Genomic DNA, 22,766 nt, shown 5'->3' with positions numbered 1-22,766 from the left:
AACCGTCGGGACAGCAATAGAAAGCAGTACGAATGCCCACTGGAACCGTCAAATGGTTCAATGCCGAAAAGGGATTCGGCTTCATCACCCCCGACGACGGATCGCAGGATCTGTTCGCGCACTACTCCGCCATCCAGACGTCGGGCTACCGCAGCCTCGATGAGGGACAGCGGGTCGAGTTCGAGGTCACGCAGGGCCAGAAGGGCCCGCAGGCCTCGAACATCAACGCGGTCTGAGACCCGAACCACACGACGCGTCGTCCCGTCAGGGGCGGCGCGTCGTTGTTTACCCGGGCGTTCACCCTCAGATGTGGACGCCGTTCACATCCCCGGCTACGGTGTCGGCATGAGCGCGATCCTCAACCCCTACATCAACCTCCACGGCCAGGCACGGCAGGCGCTGGAGTTCTACCACGCCGCCCTCGGCGGCACGGTCAACATCATGTCCTTCGAGCAGGGCGGCATGGGCGACCAGGTGCAGGCCGATGAGAAGGACCTCGTCATGCACGGCCAGGTCGACGGCGATCACGGCTTCACCCTCATGGTGTCGGACACCCCGGCCCACATGGACAGCGGTCGGAGCCTCGGCGGCTTCTCCGTCTCCCTCAGCGGTGACGACGAGGCACTGCTCACCGAGCTCTGGGACAAGCTCTCGGCGGGCGGCACGGTCAACCAGCCGCTCGAGAAGGCGCCGTGGGGCGACTCGTTCGGCATGTTCACCGACGCCTTCGGCGTCGACTGGATGGTCAACATCTCGGGCGCCTCGGCCTAGCGGCGAGGAACGGGCCGGCCGATACGCCGGGTTCTGTCCGGGCGGGGCCTCGCGGCTCCGTCCGGGACGGCCATCTCTCTCGGGGATGCGTTGCCGCAGCCCTCCAGCGGTCCACCCGACACCTCGGCGAGCAGCTTCATCGGTGCCTGTCTGACCTTGCTCCGGACGAGGTTTACCCAGCGAGCCCTGTCACCAGGGCTCCTGGTGGTCTCTTACACCACCGTTTCACCCTTACCGGCCGACCGGTGTCCGAAGACGCCAGTCGGCAGGCGGTCTGCTCTCTGTTGCACTTTCTCGCGGATCACTCCGGGTGGGTGTTACCCACCGCCCTGCTCTGTGGAGCCCGGACGTTCCTCGGCATCCCTCGCGGGATGACGCGACCGTCTGGCCGGCCCGTTCGGCGTCGAGCCTAGCGCCTAGCGCTCGAACGACATCCGCTTGTCCATCGCTTCGTTCGCGAGCCGGTCGGCACGCGAGTTCTCGAGCCGCGGGATCCACTCGAAGCTGACCTGGGTGCCGGCCAGGATGCCGTGCGCCTCGCGGGCGAGCTCGGCCATGCCCGGGTGCTTGATCCTCCAGCGACCCGACATCTGCTCGACGACGAGCTTGGAGTCCATCCGGACGTGCAGCTCGGCGTGCGGGTCGATCTGCAGCGCCTTCGTGACCCCCGCGATCATGCCCTTGTACTCCGCGACGTTGTTGCTCGCGATGCCCACGTACAACCCGATCTCGGCCAGGATCTCGCCCGACTCCGGATCGATGACGAGCGTTCCGGAGCCGGCCTGGCCCGGGTTGCCGCGTGATCCGCCGTCGGCCTCGACGATGAGGCGGCGGGCTCCGCCATCGGCCACGGGCGTCACAGGCCCGACTCCGCGGTCCGCACCAGGATCGCGCCGGACTCCTCCTCGACGATCACGTCGTCGGGGGCCGCGGCCCGCACCTTGCTCAGGTCGGAGCCGCCCAGCAGGACTCCGGTCGCCGACGACATGCCCCGCTCCAGGTGCGAGGCGCCGACCCCGTATCGGGCGCGCTGCTTCTCGTAGAGCGCGAGCAGCTCGGCGGGCACCCGCGCGGCGACGACCCCGCGGTCATCCTCGGTCTGCCGCCGCTCGGCCGCGATCGCGTCGGTCGCGGCATCGCGTGCGGCCTGCGCCTCGGCGACCGAGACATCCAGGGCCGCGAGCGCCGCACGGGATGCCTCCAGCTCTGCCGAGCGGTCCTCGACGGTCTGCATGACCTCGAGCTCGATGTCCTCGAGGTCGCTGCGGCGCTTGGCGAGGGCCGCGAGCTCCTGCTCGAGCGCCTGGATGTCCTTCTGCGACGAGGTCGCCTGCAACCGCTCCTGGTCGCGGGCGATGCGCGCCTCGACGACGGCGACATCCGACTCGGTGCGGGTCAGCTCCGCCTTCGCGTCCTCCCAGGCGCCCGTGTGGTCGCGCACGACCGCGTGCAGGTCGTCGCGGCGCATCGTGAGTTCGTCGACGGCCGCCGCCTCGGGCAGGGTCGCGGCCCGGTGCGTCAGCTGGCCCAGCCTCGTGTCGAGCGCCTGGAGCTCCAGGAGCAGCGCCTGGTGCTCGGGTGCGGCCTTCAGCGGCATTCGATCCCTCTCATACGATCGCGAACTCCCACGGGTCGGTGCGCAGCTCGCTGACGTCGATCGCGACGCCGGGCAGTTCTGCACGCAGCTGCTCGGCGGCGACCTCGAGCCAGAGCCACTCGCTGGCCCAATGCGAGACGTCGACCAGCGCCGGTCCCCGGCCGAGCCGAGCGGCCTCGGCCGCCTCGGAGGCCGGATGATGCCGCAGGTCGCTCGTCACGTAGACGTCGGCGGCGAGCACGGCCGGATGCTGCAGCAGCGAGTCGCCCGCACCGGCGCACAGCGCAACCGTGCGCACCTCGCGCTCGTACTCCCCCGCCACCCGGATGCCCTGCGCCGTCGCCGGCAGCACGTCGGCGATCGCACGCGCGAGCCGCCCGAGCGTCGTGGGCCGGGCGAGTTCGCCGACGCGACCGAGCCCCGTGGTGCCGTCGGGCGCCGGCTCGATCGGTCGCAGAGCGCCGAGGCCGAGCCGCTCGGCGAAGACGGCCGACGTGCCGCGTGCCACGACGTCGGCGTTCGTGTGCGCCGCGAGCAGGGCGCATCCGCCGCGGATCAACCGCGCGACGACGGCCCCCTTGGAGCGGTCCTCGGCGACGCTCGTCACCCCGCGCAGCAGCAGCGGGTGGTGCGTCAGCAGCAGCTGGGCGCCCTCGGCGACGGCCTCGTCGACCGTGTCGAGCACGGCGTCGACCGCGAGGCGCACCCGGGAGACCTCGGCGGCCGGGTCGCCCGCGACGAGGCCCACGGCATCCCACGACTCGGCGCCCGATCGCGGCCACAGGCGCTCGACGACCAGCTGGACGTCGGCGAGCGTGGGCGGCATCCCCTCAGTCTAGGTTCGGGCGATCGCCACGCCGTCGTCCATCGCGGCCTCCTGGCGACGGATCGTCGGCACCGCGGAGACCAGGGGCAGCAGGATGCCGAGCACGAGCGCCAGCAGCACGCCGAGATCGACGCCTGCGAGCGGCTCCGACGCCCCGACCCCGAGCAGGCGCCAGCCGAAGCCCTCCCAGCCGAGCCAGGTCGCGCCGCCGCTCACGAAGCCGTACCCGACGACGGCGATGACGATCAGTCCGATGAAGTTGACCCAGCGCACGCGCGGGTAGATCCCGCCGCTGGCGAGGAGTGACGGCGTGTGGAACCCGCGGTTGCGGATCATGATCTCGGCCGCGAAGATCCCGGCCCAGCCCGCGACGGGCACGGCGAGCGTGACCGCGAGATCGTGCACGACCGTGCGGGTGTCCGCTCCGAGCAGCACGAGCCCGGCGGCCGTCGCGAAGGCCAGCAGCGCGGCCACCACCACACCCACGACCCGCGGCACCTGCGGAGTGAGGTTCTGCAGCGCGAAGCCGCCCGAGTACAGCGTGAGGACCGAGCCGGACAGCAGTCCGACGGCGGCGGCGACGAACAGCGGGGCCGCGTACCACGACGGCAGGAGCCCCGCGATGCTCGACAGGGGGTGCGCGGCGAATGCGGTGGCGAGAGCGGGGTTCGAGGCGGCGAGCAACGCGCCCCAGACGATGAGCAGGAACGGCGGGATGGTCGCCCCGAACGTCGCCCACAGCATCGACGACGCGCCCGACGCGCTCGCGCGTTGGTACCGGGCGAGGTCCGACCCCGAGAAGGCCCAGACCAGTCCGACGAACGCGAACACGAGCACGGCCCCGCCGATGATCAGCAGCCACGGGCCGTCCTGACGCGTCAGCGCCACGTCGAGATGCACCTTCGGCAGCGTGACCGCCGCGGCGCCGACGATCAGCAGTCCGGTGAGGATGCTCAGGATCAATTGCACGCGCGCCAGGAGCCCGTAGCCGATCGCCGCGACGAGCGCCGTGAGCAGCAGACCGACGGCGGCGCCGATGAGCGCCCAGCGGGTCGCGCCGAGGCCCGCGTCGGCGTCGGCCGGCACGAGGGTGCGTCCGAGGGCGTCGCCGAGCATCCACAGCAGCACGCCGCCCCAGAACACGCGCACGAGGATCGCCAGGATCGTCGGCAGCAGGTTCCCGTCGGTCCCGAAGGCGGAACGCGACACCACGAGCGTCGGCTGCGAGCTCCGCTTGCCCGCGAGCGTCGTGAATCCGAGCGGGATGAACGAGAGCGCGATCCCGACCACCGTCGCGACGATCGCCTGCCGCAGACTCATCCCGGTGCCGAGCATGACGGCCCCCAGCGCCACGCTGACGAGCGACGCGTTCGCCGCGAACCAGAGCCAGAACAGGCGAGCGGCGCGACCGGCGCGCTGCTCGCGCGGGGTCGGCTCGATCCCCGCGGTCTCCACGGCGAGTGCGCGCGGGAGGCGGGGTTCGCGCTCCTCCGTGGCGCCCGCGGCCACGCCGGCGGTCGTCGGCGCGGCGGTCGGCGGCGGGCTGGGAGCGGGCGGCGATCCGGCCGCCATCGCGACACCCTCGACCGGGAGCGGGATCACGGGCGACGGGCCGACCCGGTCGGCGGGATCGATGACGTCGTCGTCATCGTCGACGTCGCCGGCCGCCGGAGCTCGAGGGGTGGGGGCTTCGGTGGTGGTCGGTTCGGCTGCAGGCGCCCAGGCCGGCGTCGGCGTGAGGGGCTCGGGCGCGACCGCCGCGGGCGTCGTGGGCTCGGGCACCATCGCCAGCAGGTGATCCCACCCGGGGGATGCGGCGGCCGGCTCCGCCGCCTCGGGCAGCAACGTCTCGGGTGCGGGTGCGGGTGCGGGATCCGGGTCGAGCGCGACCGGGGCGGCTGCATCGGCGGAACCGGACTCCGGCGGTTCGGCGGGAGACGGGGTGCCGTCCTCCGCATAGCCGGGCGGCGGCGGCAGCTCGGCACGGAAGGCGATGTCGGGCAGGTCGGTCGGGGGCGGCAGCAGGCGAGCCACCGGCTCCGGGCTCGCGGGCGGGGCCGGCGGCTCCACGAGCGGTGGCGGTGTGTAGAGGGGCGGGGGCGCGGCCGACAACGGGTCGCGATCCGGTTCGGAGGACGGCGGGGACTCGGGCGAGGTGCCGAGCGCGGGCTCGACCACGGGCGCGTGTGCCGCCTCCGACTCGGACTCGGCCGTCACCGGCTCCGGCTCCGGCGCCGGCTCCGTGGAGAGCAGCGGGTCCGGGCCGGGGGCTCGGGCGAGACGGGGGCGCGCCCGGGAAGAACGACGGCACCGGCGCGACGATCTCGGTCTCGCCGGTCGCGCCGCGGCGACGCAGCTCCTCCTCCAGTCGCTGCATGGCGTCGAGGGTGGGCGCTGCCTCGAGTTCGCGCGCGAATTGCTCGTCGTCCGCGGGCTCCGGGTCGGTGAAGGGGTCGACCGCGATGTGGTCGGGCTCCGGCTCCGCGTGGCGGGCCGGTTCCGGTTCGGGCTCCGGCTGCACGGCGGGCTCCGGCTGCGCGGCTTCCGGTTGCACGGCCGGCTGCGGCGGTGACGCAGGCTCCGGCGGTGGGGCGGACTCGGGCGCGAGCATCGGCAGCGAGATCGGCGATGTGTACAGCCGCACCTCCTCCTCCATCGCCGCGGCGAGCGCGTCGTCGTCCCAGACCGGGGGCGGAGTCCCCTCCGGCGGCGGCGAGAAGGTCGAACGGCGCTGGCCCGAGGGCACGTAGGCCTCGGGATGCTCCTGTCCGGGGGAACGGACGGGACGTCGCTCATGCCCGGATTCTAAATGTCGGCCCCGTCCAGACCGACGCGACGGGCCGACGAGATCGCAGGACTCCCCGGGGAGTCGCGCTCGAGACCAACGGCCAGCTCCCCCACGACGCCGTCCGCATCGGCGATCGAGACCACCGCGCCGCCGGGCGCGGGAGCCAACCGGATCGTCACCCGCGGTCCCGGCATCCGCTCGATCCGCTCGGCGCACCACCGTGCGACCGCCGCCGCCTGCTGGGTGCCGAGAGCCGCGTCGCCGAGATCGTCGAGCAGGAGCGCATCGATCTCGCGATCGCGCGCCCGGGCGAGGGCGGAGACGAGCGGCTCCAGCGCGAGCCCGCGCCCCCGGATGCGATCACGCAGCGCGGCCTCCAGCGACAGCGCCGCACGCCGGTCCACCGCCTCCCCGCGCGCGATGCGCAGCAGCAGCGGGCCGGCGAGCGCTCGGACGTCGGCGAGTTCTGCGGCCCGGTGGGCGTCGCCCGCCCGCCGCGCCGCCTCGACGCTCGCCCGCGCTCGTTCGGCGTCCTCCTGCGCGAAGATCTGCCGGACGGTGCGCTGCAGGCCGATGGCGAAGATCGTCCCCGCTGCGAGCGACACGGCCTGGCCGTAGGTGAGCTGCAGACCGAGCCACGGCTCCCCCGTCTGCACGACGCTCCACACCGTCACGACCGCGACGATCGCCGCGAGCAGGATCCACGCCTCGACGATGCGCCCGCGCAGCTCGATCACGAAGAGCAGGAAGTTGACGGCGGCGAGCTGCCAGGTCACGAGCGACTCGTACCCGAGCCGCGTCGGCAGGTCGAGCACCATCGCGACCACACCCGCGAGGCAGAGGGCGGCGATCGCGACGAGCCGTCCCCAGGGCAGCGGTGTCGGCGAGGGGCTCGCGACGAGGAGGGCCGCGGCCACGACCAGCCCGAGGGATGCCGCCGTCACGGGCAGGCCGACTCGCGGAACCCCCACGACGACCGCGATGAGCGTGAAGACGGCGACATACAGGGCGAACAGCGCCCAGGCCCACCGCCCGACGATGCCCAGGAACCGGCCGACGTCGCGCTGCGGGGCCGTCACCGCCGCCTCCACTCGAGCACGACCGTGGTTCCGCGTCCCGGACGGGAGACGACCTCGGCACGGCCGCCCGCCAGCGCCATCCGGCGGATCATGCCCTCTCGGATGCCGAGCCGCGTGGGGTCCACGGCGGCCGCATCGAAGCCGACACCGTCGTCGAGCACGACGACGCGCACGCGGCGATCGCTCACGTCGGCGGTGACCTGGCGCAGCACGCGGCCTCGCTCCCCGCCGTGGCGCAGGCTGTTGCGCACGGCCTCGGACATCGCCTCGGCGATCGCCATGCCGACGGCGGTCGGGATGCGGCCCTCCTCGCCCGCCCGGTAGTCGAACCGGATCTGGGCCTCGAGGTCGGTCGTGATGCCCTGCAGGCGCCACGCGAGCTCGCGGGGGTCGGGTCGTCGGCCGGCTGCGCCGACGCGGCGAGCTCGTCGATCGCGACGAGCGCCTTCGCGGCCTCCCGAGCGGCCCGGGCGTCATCGTCCTTGGTCCCGCGTCCGAACGCGAGCAGGGCGACGATCACCGTGTCGTGGATCAGGCCCTCCACCCGTCGACGCTGGGCGCGCCGTGCATCCGCCGCCGCCGCCGCACTGGCATCCGAGATCGCGGAGAGCGAGGCGAGGTCCAGCAGCCGGCCCGCCCGGCGTGTCGCGATGGCGATCGCCATCACGAGGGCCGCATAGAACAGCGACTGACACAGGTGCAACAGCGTGTCGAGTCGCACCGCGGGCACGACGACGACGAGCGCTTCGGCGCCGAACGCGCCGAGCAGCGCCACGAGATAGGCCACGGCCGCCGGCACCGGCAGTCCCGCGCCCGCCGCCGCGGCACCGATGACCAGCAGATCGGCGGGCCAGGGCTCCTGTCCGATTCCCCGCCGGGCACGGCGACGAGCGCCAGCAGCGCGACCGCCAGCATCGCGGCGGCCAGCACCCGGAAGGCGACCACCGTCGCGCGGGGTGTGCCGACCAGGCCGACGACGGCGACCGCGATCCCGGCGCCGACCACGCCCGTGGTGGCCGTGAGAGACCACCACGGCGCGAAGACGCGGGCCTGCCCGATCACGAGTGACAGATCGAACACGAACAGGATGAGGCCGCCGAGCCCGAGCGACACCGCGACGAGGCGGGTGACCCGCAGCGAGGCGATGGACTGCCCGGCCGTCGCCGTCATCGGTCGGCGTCGGGGGCGGGCAGGATGCCGTCCTCGACCGCGCGCTTGTACAGGTCGACCTTCGTGTAGGCGGGACGCCCCGCGCGCACGTACTTGGCGCGCACCCGGCGCACGTAGTCGTCCACCGTGGACACCGTGATCCCCATCTGCGCGCCGACGGCCGCCGCTTTGAGACCGCGGGCGAACAGGCTGAGCGCCGTCTGCTCCTGTGGGCTCAGCCCGGCGTCCGCGAGCTGGGGGTCGCCGTCGATGGCCGCCGCCCAGTCGGCCGACATGCTCTCCTCCCCCGCGGCGACCCGCCGGATCGCCTCGACGAGCGCGGGCAGCGGCTCCGACTTGCGCAGCAACCCGGCGATCGGCGACTTGGAGACCGACCGCACCAGGTAGGGGCTCTCCCCCGACGTGAAGACCAGGATGCGTGCCCCGATCGCGTCGAGCCGCTCGACGTTCGCGACCGGTGACGATCCGTCCGCGAGCCGCAGGTCGAGGATCGCGAGCTCGAACGCGGGATGCAGAGCGAGCAGCTCGTCGACCGTGGGGGCCGAGCCGAGGAACTCGAGGCCCTCGATCTGCGCAACGGCAGAGCGCACCGCGACGGCGACCATCTCGTGATCGTCGATCAGGACCACGCGCGCCACGGGGTCACCTTAGTCAGCGCCGGGGTCGCGCACCGGCAGGACCATGCCCCGGATTCCCGGGGCATGACGCGGCGCACGGTTGCGGCCACACTCGGAGAATGCCCGACGTGCACCCGGATGCCAGCACCGAGCCCAGCTCCGCCCTGCGTATCGCGCGCCCCTGTCTCACGCCCGAGTGCGGCGCGGTCTTCTACGTGGCGACGATCCTCGACGCGGCGCACTGCCCGGTCTGCACCCCGTCGCGGGAGCGGTACGAGCTGTCGGCCTAGGCGGGACCCCGCGGGCGGTCCCGCGCAGTTGAGTAGTTAGTAACTAGTAACATAGAGCGCGTGAACGAGCGTATGCGCGGACCTGAGAGGCGAACTCAGGTGCTGGAGATCGCGGCGCGGGAGTTCGCGGATCACGGGCTGCACGGCGCCTCCACGCAGGCGATCGCTCGCGAGGCCGGCATCACCCAGACCTACGTCTTCCGCATGTTCGGGACCAAGAAGGCCCTCTTCCTCGAACTCGTCGGGAGCGCATTCGACCGGTTCAGCGACGGCATGCTCCATGCCGCGGACGAGGCAGACGGCGTCGACGCCCTGATGCTGATGGGCAGGCAGTATTTCGACCTGCTTGCCGATCGGACCAGCCTCCTCTTGCAGTTGCAGGGGTTCGCCGCGTGCGGCGACACCGAGGTCCGTGACCTGGTCCGGGCGCGCGTCGCCCGCTTGTGGCACGCCGTCGCCGATACCACCGGCCTCGACCCGGTGACCGTCAAATCGTTCCTCGCCTTCGGCATGCTGCTCAACGCCGGCGCCGCCCTCGACGTCGGGGAGCTGGATCAACCGTGGGCCGACGGCATCCGGACTCGCATCCAGCCCGGCCTGTTCGAGCACATCACGGCGCAAACGAACCGATGAGCCCGGCGGCACCCGGTCCCCTCGCCCCGCGCGGACTCGGCCGCACCGTCGTCACGGTCGCGTTCCTGGGCTCGGTGATCGGGGGCGTCGGCGCCCCGCTCATCACCTCGGTGGCCCTCGACCTCGACGTGCCGTTGGACGGCGCCCAATGGACGCTCACGGTCACGCTGTTCGCGGGCGCGATCGCCGCCCCCGTGCTGGGCCGGCTCGGCACCGGCTCCCGCCGCCGCAGCACGATCCTCATCACCCTCGCCGTGGTCGCGGCCGGCGGTCTGCTCACGGCGATCCCGGCGCCGTTCGGGGTCCTGCTGCTCGGCCGCGCGCTCCAGGGGCTCGGCCTCGGCGCGGTCGCACTCCTGATGAGCGTTGCCCGCGACCATCTGCCCGCCGAGCGCGCCCATGCCACGATCGCGACCATCTCCGTCGCCTCCACGGTGGGCATCGGCGCCGCCTACCCCCTCATGGGCCTCATCGACCAGCTCGCCGGGCTTCGTGTCGCGTACGGGGTCGGCTTCCTCCTCTCGCTCGCCGCCGTCCTCATCGCCTGGCGCGCGATTCCGCGGGACGCCCCGCGTCCGGCCGCCGGGGTCGATATCCCGGGCGCGCTGCTGCTCGGGGTCGGCACGCTCGGAGTGCTCTCGGCCGTGGCGCAGCCTTCCGTCTGGGACAGGCCCTGGGTCGGAGGTGCGATCCTCCTCCTCGCCGCCGTCGCGCTCGGCGCGTGGGTGCTGGTCGAACGGCGCAGCGCCGCGCCCGTGGTCGACCTGGGTCTGTTCGTCCAGGGGGTGTGCTGCGCGCCAACGCGGCGATGCTCGTCTCCGGCATGGGCATGTATCTGCTGTTCTCGCTGCTGACCCGCTACGTGCAGACGCCATCCGATGTCGGATACGGCTTCGGACTGTCCGGCGTGCTCGCCGGTGCGGCCCTCATCCCGTTCTCCGTGCTCGGTTTCGTCGCCGGTCGCCTGACCCCCTGGCTGACCGCGCGCGTGTCCGCGCGATGGACCTTCGTGATCTGCGCGGCCTTCGTCGCCCTCGCTGCCGTGCTGTTCGCGGTCACCCCGGGATCGCTCATCGCGACCCTGGGTGCGATGGCGGTCCTGGGCTTCGGCGTCGGCGGCGTCTCCGCGATCATGCCGAGGCTCGTGCTCGACGGCGTTCCGCAGCAGGAGACGCCCAGCGTCCTGTCCGTCAACCAGATCGTCCGCAGCATCGGGTTCAGCATCGGCAGCGCCCTCACGGGCCTCCTGCTCGCGACCGCCACACCGACCGCCGCCCTGTTCCCGAACGAGCACGGCTACACGACGGCCGCCGTGTGGGTGGTCCCGATCCTGGCGCTGAGCGTCGCGATCCTCCTGCTGCCGCGCCACCGGGTCCGGTCGGGTGGGCCCTGAGGGACTCGAACCCCCGGCATCCACGGTGTAAACGTGGCGCTCTACCAGCTGAGCTAAGAGCCCGACCCGCTCACCGTACACTCGCACCATGCAGGCCGACGCCGGTCCGGTGAAGCCGGAGCACCGCTGGCCCCCGATCGTCGCGGTGACCGCCGCGATCCTCCTCTACGCGTTCCTCCCCAACGAGTACGAGATCATCCCGCGGTGGATCCTGCCGACCATCGGCGTGCTCATCCTCATCCCGCAGCTGATCCTCAATCCCCACCACCTGACGCGCGAGACCCGCTGGTCGCGCGTCGTCTCGATCGTGCTCGCGTTCTCGTTGTTCGCCGCGAACCAGGTCGCCATCGTCGTGACGGTGCGCATCCTGGTGATGGGCGGCCACATCGAGGCGCCGGTCATCCTCCTGTCGACGTTCCAGGTCTGGGTGACCGACGTCGTCGCCTTCGGGCTCATCTTCTGGGAGCTGGACCGCGGCGGGCCCGTCGCGCGGCGCATGCGGCACGATCCCGACGCGGTCATGGACTTCCGGTTCCCGCAGGAGGACAACGGCCTGCCGACGGCGTGGCGGCCGGCGTTCGTCGACTATCTGTACTTCGCGCTGTCGAACATGATGGCCTTCAGTCCCACCGACGTCATGCCGCTGACGGCCCGGGCGAAGGGGTTGATGGCCCTGCAGTCGCTGACCGGTTTCGTCCTGCTCGCCCTCGTCATCTCGCGGGCGGTCAATATCCTGGCCTGATGGCGACGACCCGCAAGCCGCAGCAACGCGCCGAGGCGGAGCGGCGCTGGCCCGTCGTCATCGGCATCGCCGTCGCCCTGGCGATGTACGCCCTCCTGCCGACCACGTTCCTGCCCGCCCTCCGGATCGGCGTCGTCGTGGTCAGCGCCGGCATCCTGATCGCCCTCATCTTCCTGAACCCCGCACGCTTCCAGCGCGAGACGCGGTGGTCGCGCGTGCTGTCGGGGGCGCAGTCCCTGCTGCTGCTCGCCGCGAACCAGGTCGCGCTCGCGCAGCTGATCATCCAGCTCATCCAGGCCAAGCACGCCGACGGACCGCTGATCCTGCTCGCCGCGCTCCAGGTCTGGGTCACCAACGTCATCGCGTTCAGCGTCCTGTACTGGGAGCTGGATCGCGGCGGTCCGGTCGCCCGCCGCCGTGATCAGCGCTCCGAGCTGCCCCGGGCCGACTTCCGCTTCCCGCAGGACGAGGATCACGACGCGATCGACGAGGTGCGCGCCGGGTCGTCGTCCCGGAGCGACTGGATGCCGGGCTACCTCGACTACCTCTACTTCTCCGCGACCAACTCGATGGCGTTCAGCCCGACCGACACGATGCCGCTGAGCTCCCGGGCGAAGGGCCTCATGCTGCTCGAGTCGTTCACCGGGTTCGTGATCCTCGCCCTCGTGATCGCGCGCGCCGTGAGCCTGCTCGGCGGTTAGGCGCTCTCGCTGTTCAGCTCGCCGGCGTGACGCCCCCGTCGGAGGCGCCGCTCAGCGCCTCCCGGATCTGCTTCTCGGTCAGCGGCGTCCACGGCGAGCTGTCGGGATCCGACGATGCGGCCGCGGGGCTGTCGCCCTGCGTCCACCACTTGGCCTCGAACGGCACTCCGTCGAAGAGCACCCGGTCGCCCTTGTCGTACTGGTCGGTGCCCTTCCATCCGGGATAGGTGCCGGCCGGCAGCGTCGGCTGCGGGATGGGGGTCTCGCCCGGGAGCACCGGGCCCACGAGCGTCCAGGGCGTCTCCCAGGCGTTGAGGACCGGGTCGTCGGGCAGATCGCCGCGGGTCCACCACTTCGCCTCGTAGACGTTGTGGTGCCAGACGACCTTGGTGCCCTGCAGGTAGGCGCCGTCGGAGGTCCAGATCTGATAGGGGCTCTTCGCGGGATCGTCGGTCAGGTCGCGCGCGTCGGTCGGCTCCTCGGTCGTGACCTTCCCCGCCGCGAACGCGAGCTCGCCGGTCAGGCCCCTGCCGAGCGCGTCGGCGAAGCGCCGCCCCTTCTGGTCGACACCGCTGCAGGAGTCGGAGACGACCTTGAGGGTGACGTAGTTCGCACCGCACGTGACGTCGCGGTTCAGCGACCACATCGAAACGCGCCCGATGCCGTGGCTCGTCGCGAACGCGTTGAGCTTCTTGGCCGCGTCGAGGCCCAGCACCTCCTCCTCGACGTCGTTCTGGCCGATCATCGGCGTCATCCCGACCTTCGACCAGAGGGTCGGGTCGGAGAGCGTCGTCCCCGCCTGTCGGTACATCACGCCGAGCTGGCGCTGCACCCGCACGAGCGCCGACTCCGCGCCGTCGGCGAGGCTGGTGCCCTTCTTCAGGCTCTGTCCGAAGTCCATCGTCATGGCGTTGACACCGGCGATGTCGACCTTGTCGGCCAGCATCTGCTGCACGACCTTCTGCCCCTCCGGCGCGAGGCCGTCCGGCGTCACCGGCAGCGTCAGCCAGACGGCGAGCGGCTTGCCCGCGGCGCGCCGCGTGTCCTGCAGCCGCGCGATGGCCTCCGCACGCCGCTCCCCCGCGGTCGCATCCGCGAGCGAAGCGCCCTCGATGTCGAGGTCGATCGTCGAGAGGTCGTAATGGTCGACGACGCCGGCGTAGGCCGCGACGAGCTGGTCGGTGTCGGTGCACCGCAGAGCGAGCTCGTCGTTGCGCTGACCGCCGAAGGACACCGCGACGTCGCCGCCGGCCTGCTTGAGCCGCGCGATGCGCCGATCGAGGTCGAGCTGGGCCGAGGCCTGCTCGACCGTGTACGCGGCGCCCCAGCTCGGCGTGCAGGCGTCCTCCGTCGACGACACGATGAAGGACAGCACGACGTTGCGCCCGGCATCGCCCTTCGGGGTCTCGAAGGCGAACGTCGGCGTCGCCGTCACGTCCGTGTAGCCGGCGAACCAGGGTTTCGCCGCGGCGGCGGCCGAGGACTGCACCCAGTTCAGGGCGAACAGGACGCCCGCGACGAGTGCCGCGACGACGGCGAGGACGACGAACAGGCGGGAGACCGAGAGCCGTCGGCGCGGCGCCGCGACCGGCGCGCTCATGCGGCCACCCGCTCGTCATCGCGCGTACGGGCGGCGGTCGGCGCGGCACCGCTGTACAGCACCTCGCGCCAATCGACCTCGATCGGGGCAACCACTCCACGACCGCGCCGCGACGGCCGCGCCGGGAACAGCCAGTCGCGCAGCGCGATCCCGATGTCGACGAGCGCGGCACCGATCCCGATGTACGAAAGCGTCGCCCAGCTCGCGAGCACCGCGTTGAACGCCGCGAAGGCCGCGTTGCCCCAGTTCTGCGCCTCGACGTCGCGCACGAGTGTGAACACCGAGAAGCCGATGACCAGGAACGGCGCGATCACGTACAGCGCGGGCGCCGCGGTGCGGTTGCGCACCTTCGGCGTGCGGGCGAACGGGATCTTCTTGTTCGTGATCGCCTGCTGCAGCGACTTGAGCACGCCCGCGAGGTTGACCGGCAGCAGGATCAGGTTGAACCCGTAGATCCTCAGCACATCGGAGAAGCGGTAGCGCATCGAGCGAAGGTCGGCACCCATGCAGAGGAAGTACGGCAGCGCGGCGAGGAGGACGAAGGGGCTCAGCAGGCGCGAGTCGTACGGGAAGGCCAGCAGGAAGAGCAGGCCGAAGCTCGCCCAGGCGATCGACGCCATGTAGTTGACCCGCAGGAGCAGCTCGGTCTTCGAGACGCGGCGACCGGTGCGTCGGCGCTCCCCACCTGGCGGATGAGCTTCGGCAGAATCAGCAGGCCGCCGTTCGCCCAGCGCCGGCGCTGCACGACGAGCGAGCCGAAGTCCGGCGGCGTCGCGCTGTAGCTGAGGCGCTCGGGATAGTTGACGAGGCTCCAGCCATGGGTGCCGAGGTCGACGCTCGACTCGGTGTCCTCGATGACGGTGCGGTCCTGCACGTAGCGGCGCACCTCGAAGCCGCCGACCTGCTCGACCTCCTCGATGTCCTTCAGCGCCTCCTTGCGGATCACCGCGTTCGCCCCGACCCAGAAGGTCGCGCCGAACCGGGACATGCCCTGGTGCTGGATGTGCTGGAGGTCGGTGGTCGCACCGGCGAGACGCTCGATGCGGGTCGTCGCTCCGCGATACGACGAATAGGGGTCTGGACGACCGCCACCCGATCGTTCTCGGGCTGCTCGAGCAGGTACACGAGCCGGACGCAGTAGTCGCGCAGCAGGAGCGAATCGGCGTCGAGGGTCAGCAGATACTCGCTGTCCGGCACCTCGAGGTCGGCAAACCGGTCGGGCTCGACGGGGCGCAGCACGACGCCCTTGGGGGTGTCGTCGAATCGGTAGCGTCCGCCCATGAGGCCGATGTAGGCGTTGAGGTTCATGGCCTTGTTGGCGTCGTGCGGGAGCGAGGCGTAGAGCTTGCGCTCGAAGCTGCCGAGTTCGGCCTGGAACAGCCAGACCAGGCGGCGGTGCAGCTCCAGCATCCGGGCGCGGGTGGGTGCCTCGCCGTGCTCGTCGGCCAGCAGCAGCGCGGTCGAGACCTCCGCGAGGTCCTCCGCGAGCCCGCCGAGCACCTGGTCGACGAAGAAGCGATCGACGTGGTCGGCGACGCGCTCGCGCGCCGCCATGCTGTTCAGCCATCCCGCCGCCCAGGCGTATTCGCCGGCGAGATCGCGAACCGAGGCGGGCGAGACCCAGCTGGAACGGCCGAGGTCGACGAATGCGCGCTCGGCGGCGGCCATGCGGGCGGCCGGCTCGGCGAGCGCCTCCTGGATGCCCGTGGCGATCGCGCGCGTCCGGTCGAGACGGGCGCGGGTCACGGGGTCGGCCGGCGACGGCGGGTCGTCGACGAGCAGCATCACGCGGACCGACGGGAACTCCTGCAGCGCCGCGGACCAGAGGGTCTGCCGGACCACCTCGGGCTCCTCGGCGTAGGACGGCACGAGCACCGTGATCGACGAGCGACGGTCGGCGAAGTGCCGGTCGAGCTCGGCCCGCGGGACGCGGCTGTGGGTACGGAAGCGCTCCAGTGCACCCTGCCGAGCCACGAGGTACATGAGCGCGGACAGCGTCAGGAAGGTCACGACGACGACGTAGGAGATCGCCTGCATCGTGAACGCGAAATCGACGCTGCGGTCGATGAACTGGCGCACGATCGTCCAGACGACGTAGGCGAGCCAGGCCAGGACGGTGGCGACGATGGCGAGCCGGCCCCACGTGATCGCGTGGTCGCTCGGCCGGCGGTGGACGGTGGGCAAGGGGGTTCCGTTGCGTTCGGAACCCCACTGGCGCCTGCGGGCAGGCGCGTTCGGATCAACGCTCATGGGGGGAATACGTCCTGGGGGGAGACGTGGATGGGGGATGTCCACCAGGGGGGATGGTGGCGACCCCAGGTTAGTCGTGAATGGGGGACGACCCGAGTCCCCCATTCGGAGGACAGGGTCATGCGGGAGGTCAAGCGGCCGCGACCGGCACATCGTATGCGCCGGCGGCGATGTCCTCCAGGAGGGTCGGCCCGGCCGGCTCCCAGCCGAAGCGCTCGCGGGTCAGGGCGCTCGATCCGGCCAGGTCGCCGCCGAAGAAGCGGCCCATCCAGCCGAAGTGCTCGTCCGCATCGCGCCGCTCGATCGACACGGTCGGCACGCCGAGTCGCTCGCCGAGCGCCTCGGCGATGAGGCGGGTCGGCACGCCCTCCTCACCTGAGGCGTGCGCCACGGTGGCGAGCTCCGGCCGCTCGGCCGCGAGGCGCACCAGGCGCGCCGCGTCGTCCCGGTGCACCGCTCCCCACCGGTGGGCGCCGTCGGCGATGTACGCCGAGACGCCGCGCTGACGCGCGGTGTGCGCGATCGCCGAGATGAAGCCGTGGTCGCCCATGCCGTGCACCGTGGGCGCGAAGCGCACGAAGATCACGCGTACGCCCCGTCCGCCGAATTGCTCCGCGATGCGCGCGGTCTCCGCTCGCGGTCCCGCGACCGCGGGGTCCGCCGGAGTCTCCTCGGTCGCGATCGAGCCCGGCGCCAGGCCCGCGAAGCCGGAGGCGATCAGCAGGGGACGGCCGCTTCCGGACATCGCCTCGCCGAGCGCGGTGATCGCGGCGCGGTCGATCGCGATGGAGGTGGCGAAGTCGGTGAAGTCGTGGACGAAGCCCAGGTGGATGACGCCGTCGGCTTCCCGGGCGGCGCCCGCGAGCGTGTCGAGGTCGGTGAGCTCGCCGCGGACCGGCACGGCTCCGAGGTCCGCCAGCCGTACGGCCGACACCTCGGACCGGGCGAGTCCGACGACCTCGTGGCCGGTGCCGAGCAGCTCCCGGGTGACGGCCGAGCCGATCCAGCCGGATCCGCCGGTGATGAAGTAGCGCATGATGTGTCTCCGATCGCTGATGTCAGATTGTGACATCACGACCGTAGCACTCCATGTCAGAAACTGTCATCGACTAGCATCGGGCCATGGTGAGATGGGAGCCCGATGCGGCGGGACGGTTGCGACGGGCCGCGCTCGAGCTGTTCGCGGAGCGCGGCGTGGAAGCCACGACGGTCGCGGCGATCGCCGAGCGCGCGGGCGTGACCGAGCGCACGTTCTTCCGCTACTTCCGCGACAAGCGCGAGGTGCTCTTCGGCGATCAGGAGGGGTTCGCCGGGCTGTTCGTCGAGGGCGTGCGCGCCGCTGCCCCGGACGCCGCCCCGCTCGAAGCGGTCGCGGCGGGGCTGCGTTCCGCATCCGACTTCTTCACCGACGACGCCCGCGACGGCGCGCGTCTGCGCAGCACGGTGATCGACGCGCATCCGGGCCTGCGCGAACGGGAGCTGCTCAAGATGGCGGACGTGGGTGACCGCATGGCAGCGGCGCTGCGCGAGCGCGGCGTCGCCGAGCCGGGCGCCTCCCTCGCCGCGAAATCCGGCATCGCCGTGTTCCACGCCGCGTTCGCCGCCTGGGTCGCCCCCGGGCAGACCCGCGGACTCGCCGACCTCACCGAGGACGGCCTGCGCGAGCTGCGCGCGATCGCGCGTTAGGCGGCGGGCGCCAGCACGTCTGCGAGCGCCTCGCGATAGGCCTCGATCGAACGCGGCTCGCCCGGCGCGGTGATGAACGATGCCCGGATCACGCCCCCGGGGTCGATCACGAACGTCGCCCGGTTGGCGAAGCCCTTCTCCTCGAGGAACACGCCGTACTCCTTGGCGACGGCGCCGTGCGGCCAGAAGTCGGCCAGCAGGGTGAAGTCGTAGCCCTCCTGCTCGGCCCAGGCCCGCAGGGTCGCCTTCGAGTCGACGGAGATCCCGATGAGTTCGGCGCCCTGCTCCTGGAACAGCGACAGGCTGTCCCGCAGGGCGCAGAGCTCCCCGTGCACACGCCCGAGAACGCCAGCGGGAAGAAGACGAGGACAACCGGACGCTCGCCGCGGAAGTCGCTGAGCCGCACGTGCTCACCGAACTGATTGGGCAGATCGAAGTCCGGAGCCTTGGTGTCATTCTCGAGAGCCACGGGTCGCGATCCTACGCCCGCCGGAACCGAAGCGCCGGACGTCCTAGACTCGAATTGCCACACGGCGCCCGGCCGTAATCCGGCCCGGACTCCCCATCTCCCGATGCGCCCACCCGATCCGGTCGCGCGCGCGGGAAGCGACTGCGAAGAAGGTCAGCGGTGACGGTGAACGACCAGGACCCGTATTCGGTGGATCACACCGACCAGGATCCGGACGAGACGCAGGAGTGGCGGGAGTCGCTCGACGGCCTCGTCGCCGCCAAGGGGCACGAGCGCGGGCGCGAGGTCATGCTGTCGCTGCTCAAGCGCTCGAAGGATCTGCATCTGGGCGTGCCGATGGTGCCCACGACCGACTACATCAACACCATCGCGCCCGAGAACGAGCCCGACTTCCCGGGCGACGAGGAGCTCGAGCGCCGGTACCGCGCGTGGATCCGGTGGAACGCCGCGATCACGGTGCACCGCGCCCAGCGCCCCGGCATCGCTGTCGGCGGCCACATCTCCACGTACGCGTCGTCGGCGGCGCTGTACGAGGTCGGCCACAACTGGTTCTTCCGCGGCAAGGATCACCCGGGCGGCGGCGACCAGATCTTCTATCAGGGCCACGCCTCCCCGGCATGTACGCCCGCGCCTTCCTCGAGGGGCGGCTCAGCACCGATCAGCTCGACGGCTTCCGGCAGGAGAAGAGCCGCGCCCCGCACGGGCTGAGCTCCTACCCGCACCCGCGGCTCATGCCCGAGTTCTGGGAGTTCCCGACCGTGTCGATGGGCATCGGACCCATCAACGCGATCTGGCAGGCGCAGGTCAACAAGTACCTCACCAACCGCGGCATCAAGGACGCCTCGGACCAGCACGTCTGGGCGTTCCTCGGCGACGGCGAGATGGACGAGGTCGAGTCCCGCGGCGCGCTGCAGTGGGCGGCCAACGACCAGCTCGACAACCTCACGTTCGTCATCAACTGCAACCTGCAGCGTCTCGACGGCCCGGTGCGCGGCAACGGCAAGATCATCCAGGAGCTCGAGAGCTTCTTCCGCGGCGCCGGCTGGAACGTCATCAAGGTGATCTGGGGCCGGGAGTGGGACTCGCTGCTCGCGGGCGACAGCACCGGCGCGCTCGTCAATCTGATGAACCGCACCCCGGACGGCGACTACCAGACCTACAAGGCCGAGTCCGGCGCGTACGTGCGCGAGAACTTCTTCGGCCGCGACCCGGTGACCGCGAAGATGGTCGAGGGCTACACCGACGAGCAGCTCTGGAACCTCAAGCGCGGCGGCCACGACTACCGCAAGGTGTTTGCCGCGTTCCAGGCGGCGATGGAGCACAAGGGGCAGCCGACCGTCATCCTCGCGAAGACGGTCAAGGGTTACGGCCTCGGACCGAGCTTCGAGGGTCGCAACGCGACCCATCAGATGAAGAAGCTCACGCTCGACAACCTCAAGGACTTCCGCGACGCGATGCGCATCCCGATCACGGATGCCCAGCTCGAGGAGAACCCGTACCAGCCGCCGTACTACAACCCCGGCCCCGACGACCCGGCGATCCAGTACATGCAGGAGCGCCGCCGCGCGCTCGGCGGCTACGTGCCGGAGCGCCGGCACGCCCACGTTCCCGTCAACGTCCCGGACGCGAGCGCGTACGAGATCGCCAGGAAGGGCTCCGGCAAGCAGGAGGTCGCCACCACCATGGCGTTCGCCCGCCTGCTCAAGGACCTGCTGCGCGCGCCGGACTTCGGCAACCGGATCGTGCCGATCATCCCGGATGAGGCCCGCACGTTCGGCATGGACGCCTACTTCCCGACGGCGAAGATCTACAACCCCAACGGCCAGCACTACACGTCGGTCGACCGCGAGCTGCTCCTGGCCTACCGGGAGAGCCAGCAGGGTCAGATCCTGCACGTCGGCATCAACGAGGCCGGCGCCTTCTCGGCCTTCACCGCCGTGGGCACGAGCTACTCCACCCACGGACAGCCGCTGATCCCGGTGTACGTCTTCTACTCGATGTTCGGCTTCCAGCGCACCGGCGACGCGATGTGGGCGGCCGGCGACCAGATGGCGCGCGGCTTCATCATCGGCGCCACGGCCGGGCGCACGACGCTGACCGGCGAGGGCCTGCAGCACGCCGACGGCCACTCGCACCTGCTCGCCTCGACCAACCCGGCCGTCGTCTCCTACGACCCGGCGTACGGGTACGAGATCGGGCACATCGTGCGGGCGGGCATCGAGCGGATGTATGGGCCGGCCTCGACCGATCCGAACGTCATGTACTACCTCACCGTGTACAACGAGCCGATGCGGCAGCCGGCCGAGCCGGAGGACGTGGACGTCGACGGGATCCTGCACGGCATCCACCGGATCAAGGCGGCCGAGAACCTCGGCCCGAAGGCGCAGCTCATGGCCTCGGGCGTCGGCGTTCCGTGGGCGCTCGAGGCGCAGGAACTGCTCGCCGCCGACTGGAACGTCGCGGCGGACGTCTGGAGCGTCACCTCGTGGACCGAGCTGCGCCGCGACGGACTGGCCGCCGACGAGCATAACTTCCTGCATCCGGAGGAGCCCCGCAGGTGCCGTACCTGTGGTCGAAGCTCGCGGGCGCGGAGGGGCCGTTCATCGGCGTCTCGGACTTCATGCACGCGGTTCCGGATCAGGTGCGGCAGTTCGTGCCGGGCGACTACCTCACGCTCGGCGCCGACGACTTCGGCTTCAGCGACACGCGACCCGCGGCGCGGCGGTTCTTCTACATCGACGGCCCGTCGATCGTGGTCCGCACGCTGCAGGCGCTCGCGCGGCGCGGACAGGTCGACCCGTCCGCCGTCGGCCAGGCGATCGAGAAGTACCGCCTGCACGATGTGAACGCCGGCACGAGCGGATCGGCGGGCGGCGAGAGCTGACCGCTCGGGCCGAGGACATGGCGGAGCGCACGAAGGCGCAGACCCTCGCCTGGCTACGCACTCTCTCCGGGGAGCTGGCCACGGCGACGCTCAAGCGTCTCGACGACACGCTCCCCTGGTACCGCGACATGCCGCCCGGCCGGCGGAGCGCCGTCGGGCTGGTCGCGCAGGCCGGCATCACGTCGTTCGTCTCCTGGTTCGACGACCCGAGCTCCACCCCGTGGATCGCGTCCGACGTCTTCGGCGCCGCTCCCCGTGAGCTGCTGCGCTCGGTGAGCCTGCAGCAGACGCTGCAGCTCATCCGGGTGACGGTCGAGGTCGTCGAGGAGCGGGTGCGCAAGGATGCGGACGAGTCGCTGAAGGACGCGATCCTGCTCTACTCGCGCGAGATCGCCTTCGCCGCCGCCGACGTCTACGCCCGTGCCGCCGAAGCTCGGGGGCTCTGGGACGCGCGCCTCGAGGCGCTCGTGGTCGACTCGATCCTGACGGGCGAATACGACACGGAGCTGCCGAGCCGGATCGCCGCCCTCGGCTGGAACGGCCACGGCGCCGTGAGCGTGCTGGTCGGCACCGCGCCGCGCATGCTCGACGTCGACCAGCTGCGCCGCACGGCGCGGCACCTCGACGCCGACGTGCTGATCGGTGTGCAGGGCAGCCGGCTCGTGCTGGTCATCGGCCGCGTCGAGGCGGCGGAGGAGATCACCGACGGCCGCGACCCGCTCCCGTTCCTCGAGATCGCGGCGCAACTCGAGCCCGGGTTCGGGCCGGGGCATCTCGTGCTCGGTCACGAGGTGCCGTCGCTCGTGGAGGCGGCCCGCAGCGCGAAGGCGGCCCTGGCCGGGTTCGCGGTCGCCCGCGCCTGGCGCAACGCCCCGCGCCCCGCCCTCGCGGACGACCTGCTGCCGGAGCGCTCGTTCGCGGGCGACCCGCTCGCGCGATCCACCCTCATCAACCGCGTGTACAAGCCGCTCCAGGAGCACTCCAGCGACCTGCTCACGACGCTGTGGGCGTACCTCGACAACGGCCGGTCGCTCGAGGCCACCGCCCGGGAGCTGTTCGTGCACCCGAACACGGTGCGCTACCGGCTGAAGCGCATCAGCGAGATCATCGGATACGACGCGACCGGCGCCCGCGAGGCGCTCATCCTGCAGTCCGCGCTGATCGTCGGCAGCATCTCGGCATCCCGCAAATCCTGACCGCCGCTTGTACGACGCGCACAGCGTCGCGGCGGATTGTTCGTGGGCACCGTTCGACGCGGTGCCGATTCGAT

Annotated in this window: 23 protein-coding genes, 1 tRNA gene, 1 other RNA gene and 2 pseudogenes; 11 read left to right on the top strand and 16 right to left on the bottom strand. The window is 71.6% G+C overall.

All coding sequences use genetic code 11. The features are described from left to right. Positions 1 to 32 precede the first annotated feature (32 nt). The gene (gene cspE / locus QQK35_RS17585; RefSeq protein WP_284255304.1) at positions 33 to 236 is read left to right on the top strand and encodes a transcription antiterminator/RNA stability regulator CspE; all 204 of its coding nucleotides are present in this window, start codon (positions 33 to 35) and stop codon (positions 234 to 236) included. 109 nt (positions 237 to 345) lie between these two features. Beyond that, on the top strand, positions 346 to 771 hold the full coding sequence (locus tag QQK35_RS17580; protein WP_284255303.1) for a VOC family protein: 426 nt from the start codon (positions 346 to 348) through the stop codon (positions 769 to 771). A 6-nt stretch (positions 772 to 777) separates the two neighbouring features. On the opposite strand, the gene rnpB is transcribed toward QQK35_RS17580, so the two are convergent. From rnpB to QQK35_RS17535, 9 genes are all read right to left on the bottom strand, one after another. Further along, positions 778 to 1,167, bottom strand: an RNA gene (gene rnpB, locus QQK35_RS17575) — RNase P RNA component class A. A 20-nt stretch (positions 1,168 to 1,187) separates the two neighbouring features. Continuing rightward, a complete protein-coding gene (locus tag QQK35_RS17570; RefSeq protein WP_284255302.1) occupies positions 1,188 to 1,631 on the bottom strand; it encodes a reverse transcriptase-like protein in 444 nt (147 codons plus the stop codon). Beyond that, a complete protein-coding gene (locus QQK35_RS17565; protein ID WP_284255301.1) occupies positions 1,628 to 2,368 on the bottom strand; it encodes a zinc ribbon domain-containing protein in 741 nt (246 codons plus the stop codon). Before QQK35_RS17565 ends, QQK35_RS17570 begins: the two co-directional genes overlap by 4 nt. Positions 2,369 to 2,378: 10 nt before the next feature. After that, the gene (locus QQK35_RS17560; RefSeq protein WP_284255300.1) at positions 2,379 to 3,194 is read right to left on the bottom strand and encodes a Nif3-like dinuclear metal center hexameric protein; all 816 of its coding nucleotides are present in this window, start codon (positions 3,192 to 3,194) and stop codon (positions 2,379 to 2,381) included. Positions 3,195 to 3,203: 9 nt separating this feature from the next. After that, positions 3,204 to 5,411 (bottom strand): cytosine permease, encoded by a 2,208-nt coding sequence (locus tag QQK35_RS17555; RefSeq protein ID WP_284255299.1) that lies wholly within the window; start codon positions 5,409 to 5,411, stop codon positions 3,204 to 3,206. Positions 5,412 to 5,999: 588 nt separating this feature from the next. Next, positions 6,000 to 7,061, bottom strand: coding sequence for a hypothetical protein (locus QQK35_RS17550; RefSeq protein ID WP_284255298.1), 1,062 nt, complete (start codon positions 7,059 to 7,061; stop codon positions 6,000 to 6,002). Further along, entirely contained in the window at positions 7,058 to 7,324 is a 267-nt protein-coding gene (locus QQK35_RS17545; RefSeq protein WP_284255755.1) for an ATP-binding protein, read from the bottom strand. Before QQK35_RS17545 ends, QQK35_RS17550 begins: the two co-directional genes overlap by 4 nt. Beyond that, positions 7,246 to 7,848: a hypothetical protein gene (locus QQK35_RS17540; RefSeq protein ID WP_284255792.1), complete on the bottom strand. Its 603-nt coding sequence runs from the start codon at positions 7,846 to 7,848 to the stop codon at positions 7,246 to 7,248. The genes QQK35_RS17545 and QQK35_RS17540 overlap by 79 nt, the downstream gene beginning before the upstream one ends. Positions 7,849 to 8,227: 379 nt before the next feature. After that, positions 8,228 to 8,869 (bottom strand): transcriptional regulator, encoded by a 642-nt coding sequence (locus tag QQK35_RS17535; RefSeq protein ID WP_284255297.1) that lies wholly within the window; start codon positions 8,867 to 8,869, stop codon positions 8,228 to 8,230. A gap of 98 nt (positions 8,870 to 8,967) precedes the next feature. Between QQK35_RS17535 and QQK35_RS17530 the strand changes: the two genes are divergently transcribed. The 4 genes from QQK35_RS17530 to QQK35_RS17515 all read left to right on the top strand — a co-directional run bounded on the left by QQK35_RS17530 (position 8,968) and on the right by QQK35_RS17515 (position 11,164). Then, complete coding sequence (locus QQK35_RS17530) at positions 8,968 to 9,138, top strand: hypothetical protein (RefSeq protein ID WP_284255296.1); 171 nt, start codon at positions 8,968 to 8,970, stop codon at positions 9,136 to 9,138. A 99-nt stretch (positions 9,139 to 9,237) separates the two neighbouring features. Then, positions 9,238 to 9,771 carry a TetR/AcrR family transcriptional regulator gene (locus QQK35_RS17525; protein WP_284255295.1) on the top strand — a complete coding sequence of 178 codons (534 nt, stop codon included), beginning with the start codon at positions 9,238 to 9,240 and terminating at the stop codon, positions 9,769 to 9,771. After that, positions 9,768 to 10,625: an MFS transporter gene (locus QQK35_RS17520; RefSeq protein ID WP_284255294.1), complete on the top strand. Its 858-nt coding sequence runs from the start codon at positions 9,768 to 9,770 to the stop codon at positions 10,623 to 10,625. The genes QQK35_RS17525 and QQK35_RS17520 overlap by 4 nt, the downstream gene beginning before the upstream one ends. Then, positions 10,559 to 11,164 carry an MFS transporter gene (locus QQK35_RS17515; protein ID WP_284255293.1) on the top strand — a complete coding sequence of 202 codons (606 nt, stop codon included), beginning with the start codon at positions 10,559 to 10,561 and terminating at the stop codon, positions 11,162 to 11,164. The genes QQK35_RS17520 and QQK35_RS17515 overlap by 67 nt, the downstream gene beginning before the upstream one ends. On the opposite strand, the gene QQK35_RS17510 is transcribed toward QQK35_RS17515, so the two are convergent. Beyond that, positions 11,155 to 11,227 (bottom strand) — tRNA-Val (locus QQK35_RS17510). The genes QQK35_RS17515 and QQK35_RS17510 overlap by 10 nt on opposite strands. Positions 11,228 to 11,252: 25 nt before the next feature. On the opposite strand from QQK35_RS17510, the gene QQK35_RS17505 reads away from it, so the two are divergent. Together QQK35_RS17505 and QQK35_RS17500 are read left to right on the top strand one after the other, a co-directional pair. Continuing rightward, positions 11,253 to 11,906 (top strand): DUF1345 domain-containing protein, encoded by a 654-nt coding sequence (locus QQK35_RS17505; protein WP_284255292.1) that lies wholly within the window; start codon positions 11,253 to 11,255, stop codon positions 11,904 to 11,906. Continuing rightward, entirely contained in the window at positions 11,906 to 12,607 is a 702-nt protein-coding gene (locus QQK35_RS17500) for a DUF1345 domain-containing protein (protein WP_284255291.1), read from the top strand. The genes QQK35_RS17505 and QQK35_RS17500 overlap by 1 nt, the downstream gene beginning before the upstream one ends. Before the next feature lie 13 nt (positions 12,608 to 12,620). Here the strand turns inward: QQK35_RS17500 and QQK35_RS17495 are convergent, their stop codons facing one another. From QQK35_RS17495 to QQK35_RS17485, 5 genes are all read right to left on the bottom strand, one after another. Beyond that, positions 12,621 to 14,207 (bottom strand): chitinase, encoded by a 1,587-nt coding sequence (locus QQK35_RS17495; RefSeq protein WP_284255290.1) that lies wholly within the window; start codon positions 14,205 to 14,207, stop codon positions 12,621 to 12,623. Continuing rightward, entirely contained in the window at positions 14,204 to 14,827 is a 624-nt protein-coding gene (locus tag QQK35_RS20660) for a hypothetical protein (RefSeq protein WP_431311822.1), read from the bottom strand. The genes QQK35_RS17495 and QQK35_RS20660 overlap by 4 nt, the downstream gene beginning before the upstream one ends. Next, the gene (locus QQK35_RS20655; RefSeq protein ID WP_431311851.1) at positions 14,755 to 15,249 is read right to left on the bottom strand and encodes a glycosyltransferase family 2 protein; all 495 of its coding nucleotides are present in this window, start codon (positions 15,247 to 15,249) and stop codon (positions 14,755 to 14,757) included. Before QQK35_RS20655 ends, QQK35_RS20660 begins: the two co-directional genes overlap by 73 nt. Further along, positions 15,150 to 16,391 carry a hypothetical protein gene (locus QQK35_RS20650; protein ID WP_431311821.1) on the bottom strand — a complete coding sequence of 414 codons (1,242 nt, stop codon included), beginning with the start codon at positions 16,389 to 16,391 and terminating at the stop codon, positions 15,150 to 15,152. The genes QQK35_RS20655 and QQK35_RS20650 overlap by 100 nt, the downstream gene beginning before the upstream one ends. Positions 16,392 to 16,587: 196 nt before the next feature. Continuing rightward, a complete protein-coding gene (locus QQK35_RS17485; RefSeq protein WP_284255289.1) occupies positions 16,588 to 17,493 on the bottom strand; it encodes an SDR family oxidoreductase in 906 nt (301 codons plus the stop codon). An 86-nt stretch (positions 17,494 to 17,579) separates the two neighbouring features. On the opposite strand from QQK35_RS17485, the gene QQK35_RS17480 reads away from it, so the two are divergent. Continuing rightward, positions 17,580 to 18,143, top strand: a complete 564-nt coding sequence (locus QQK35_RS17480) for a TetR family transcriptional regulator (RefSeq protein ID WP_284255287.1) — start codon at positions 17,580 to 17,582, stop codon at positions 18,141 to 18,143. Here the strand turns inward: QQK35_RS17480 and QQK35_RS17475 are convergent. Next, positions 18,140 to 18,612 (bottom strand): annotated as a pseudogene (locus tag QQK35_RS17475) (peroxiredoxin). The gene QQK35_RS17480 and the pseudogene QQK35_RS17475 sit on opposite strands and share 4 nt — an antisense overlap. 159 nt (positions 18,613 to 18,771) lie before the next feature. Between QQK35_RS17475 and aceE the strand changes: the two are divergent. Both aceE and QQK35_RS17465 read left to right on the top strand, forming a co-directional pair. Continuing rightward, positions 18,772 to 21,496: pseudogene (aceE, locus tag QQK35_RS17470) on the top strand (pyruvate dehydrogenase (acetyl-transferring), homodimeric type). A 17-nt stretch (positions 21,497 to 21,513) separates the two neighbouring features. Further along, positions 21,514 to 22,692, top strand: a complete 1,179-nt coding sequence (locus tag QQK35_RS17465) for a PucR family transcriptional regulator (protein WP_284255286.1) — start codon at positions 21,514 to 21,516, stop codon at positions 22,690 to 22,692. Positions 22,693 to 22,766 lie beyond the last annotated feature (74 nt).

Source organism: Pseudolysinimonas kribbensis (assembly GCF_030161895.1).
Taxonomy (GTDB): domain Bacteria; phylum Actinomycetota; class Actinomycetes; order Actinomycetales; family Microbacteriaceae; genus Pseudolysinimonas; species Pseudolysinimonas kribbensis.
The sequence above is the reverse complement of the archived record's forward strand: the minus strand, read 5'-3'. Positions and strand labels throughout refer to the sequence as shown.

Bases quoted from the DNA above. Each gene is read 5' to 3' on its own strand.
- cspE (WP_284255304.1), top strand. From the start codon at position 33: ATGCCCACTGGAACCGTCAAATGGTTCAATGCCGAAAAGGGATTCGGC.
- QQK35_RS17580 (WP_284255303.1), top strand. From the start codon at position 346: ATGAGCGCGATCCTCAACCCCTACATCAACCTCCACGGCCAGGCACGG.
- QQK35_RS17565 (WP_284255301.1), bottom strand. From the start codon at position 2,368: ATGCCGCTGAAGGCCGCACCCGAGCACCAGGCGCTGCTCCTGGAGCTC.
- QQK35_RS17560 (WP_284255300.1), bottom strand. From the start codon at position 3,194: ATGCCGCCCACGCTCGCCGACGTCCAGCTGGTCGTCGAGCGCCTGTGG.
- QQK35_RS17545 (WP_284255755.1), bottom strand. From the start codon at position 7,324: ATGTCCGAGGCCGTGCGCAACAGCCTGCGCCACGGCGGGGAGCGAGGC.
- QQK35_RS17530 (WP_284255296.1), top strand. From the start codon at position 8,968: ATGCCCGACGTGCACCCGGATGCCAGCACCGAGCCCAGCTCCGCCCTG.
- QQK35_RS17520 (WP_284255294.1), top strand. From the start codon at position 9,768: ATGAGCCCGGCGGCACCCGGTCCCCTCGCCCCGCGCGGACTCGGCCGC.
- QQK35_RS17505 (WP_284255292.1), top strand. From the start codon at position 11,253: ATGCAGGCCGACGCCGGTCCGGTGAAGCCGGAGCACCGCTGGCCCCCG.
- QQK35_RS17500 (WP_284255291.1), top strand. From the start codon at position 11,906: ATGGCGACGACCCGCAAGCCGCAGCAACGCGCCGAGGCGGAGCGGCGC.
- QQK35_RS17495 (WP_284255290.1), bottom strand. From the start codon at position 14,207: ATGAGCGCGCCGGTCGCGGCGCCGCGCCGACGGCTCTCGGTCTCCCGC.
- QQK35_RS20660 (WP_431311822.1), bottom strand. From the start codon at position 14,827: ATGGCGTCGATCGCCTGGGCGAGCTTCGGCCTGCTCTTCCTGCTGGCC.
- QQK35_RS17485 (WP_284255289.1), bottom strand. From the start codon at position 17,493: ATGCGCTACTTCATCACCGGCGGATCCGGCTGGATCGGCTCGGCCGTC.
- QQK35_RS17480 (WP_284255287.1), top strand. From the start codon at position 17,580: ATGGTGAGATGGGAGCCCGATGCGGCGGGACGGTTGCGACGGGCCGCG.
- QQK35_RS17465 (WP_284255286.1), top strand. From the start codon at position 21,514: ATGGCGGAGCGCACGAAGGCGCAGACCCTCGCCTGGCTACGCACTCTC.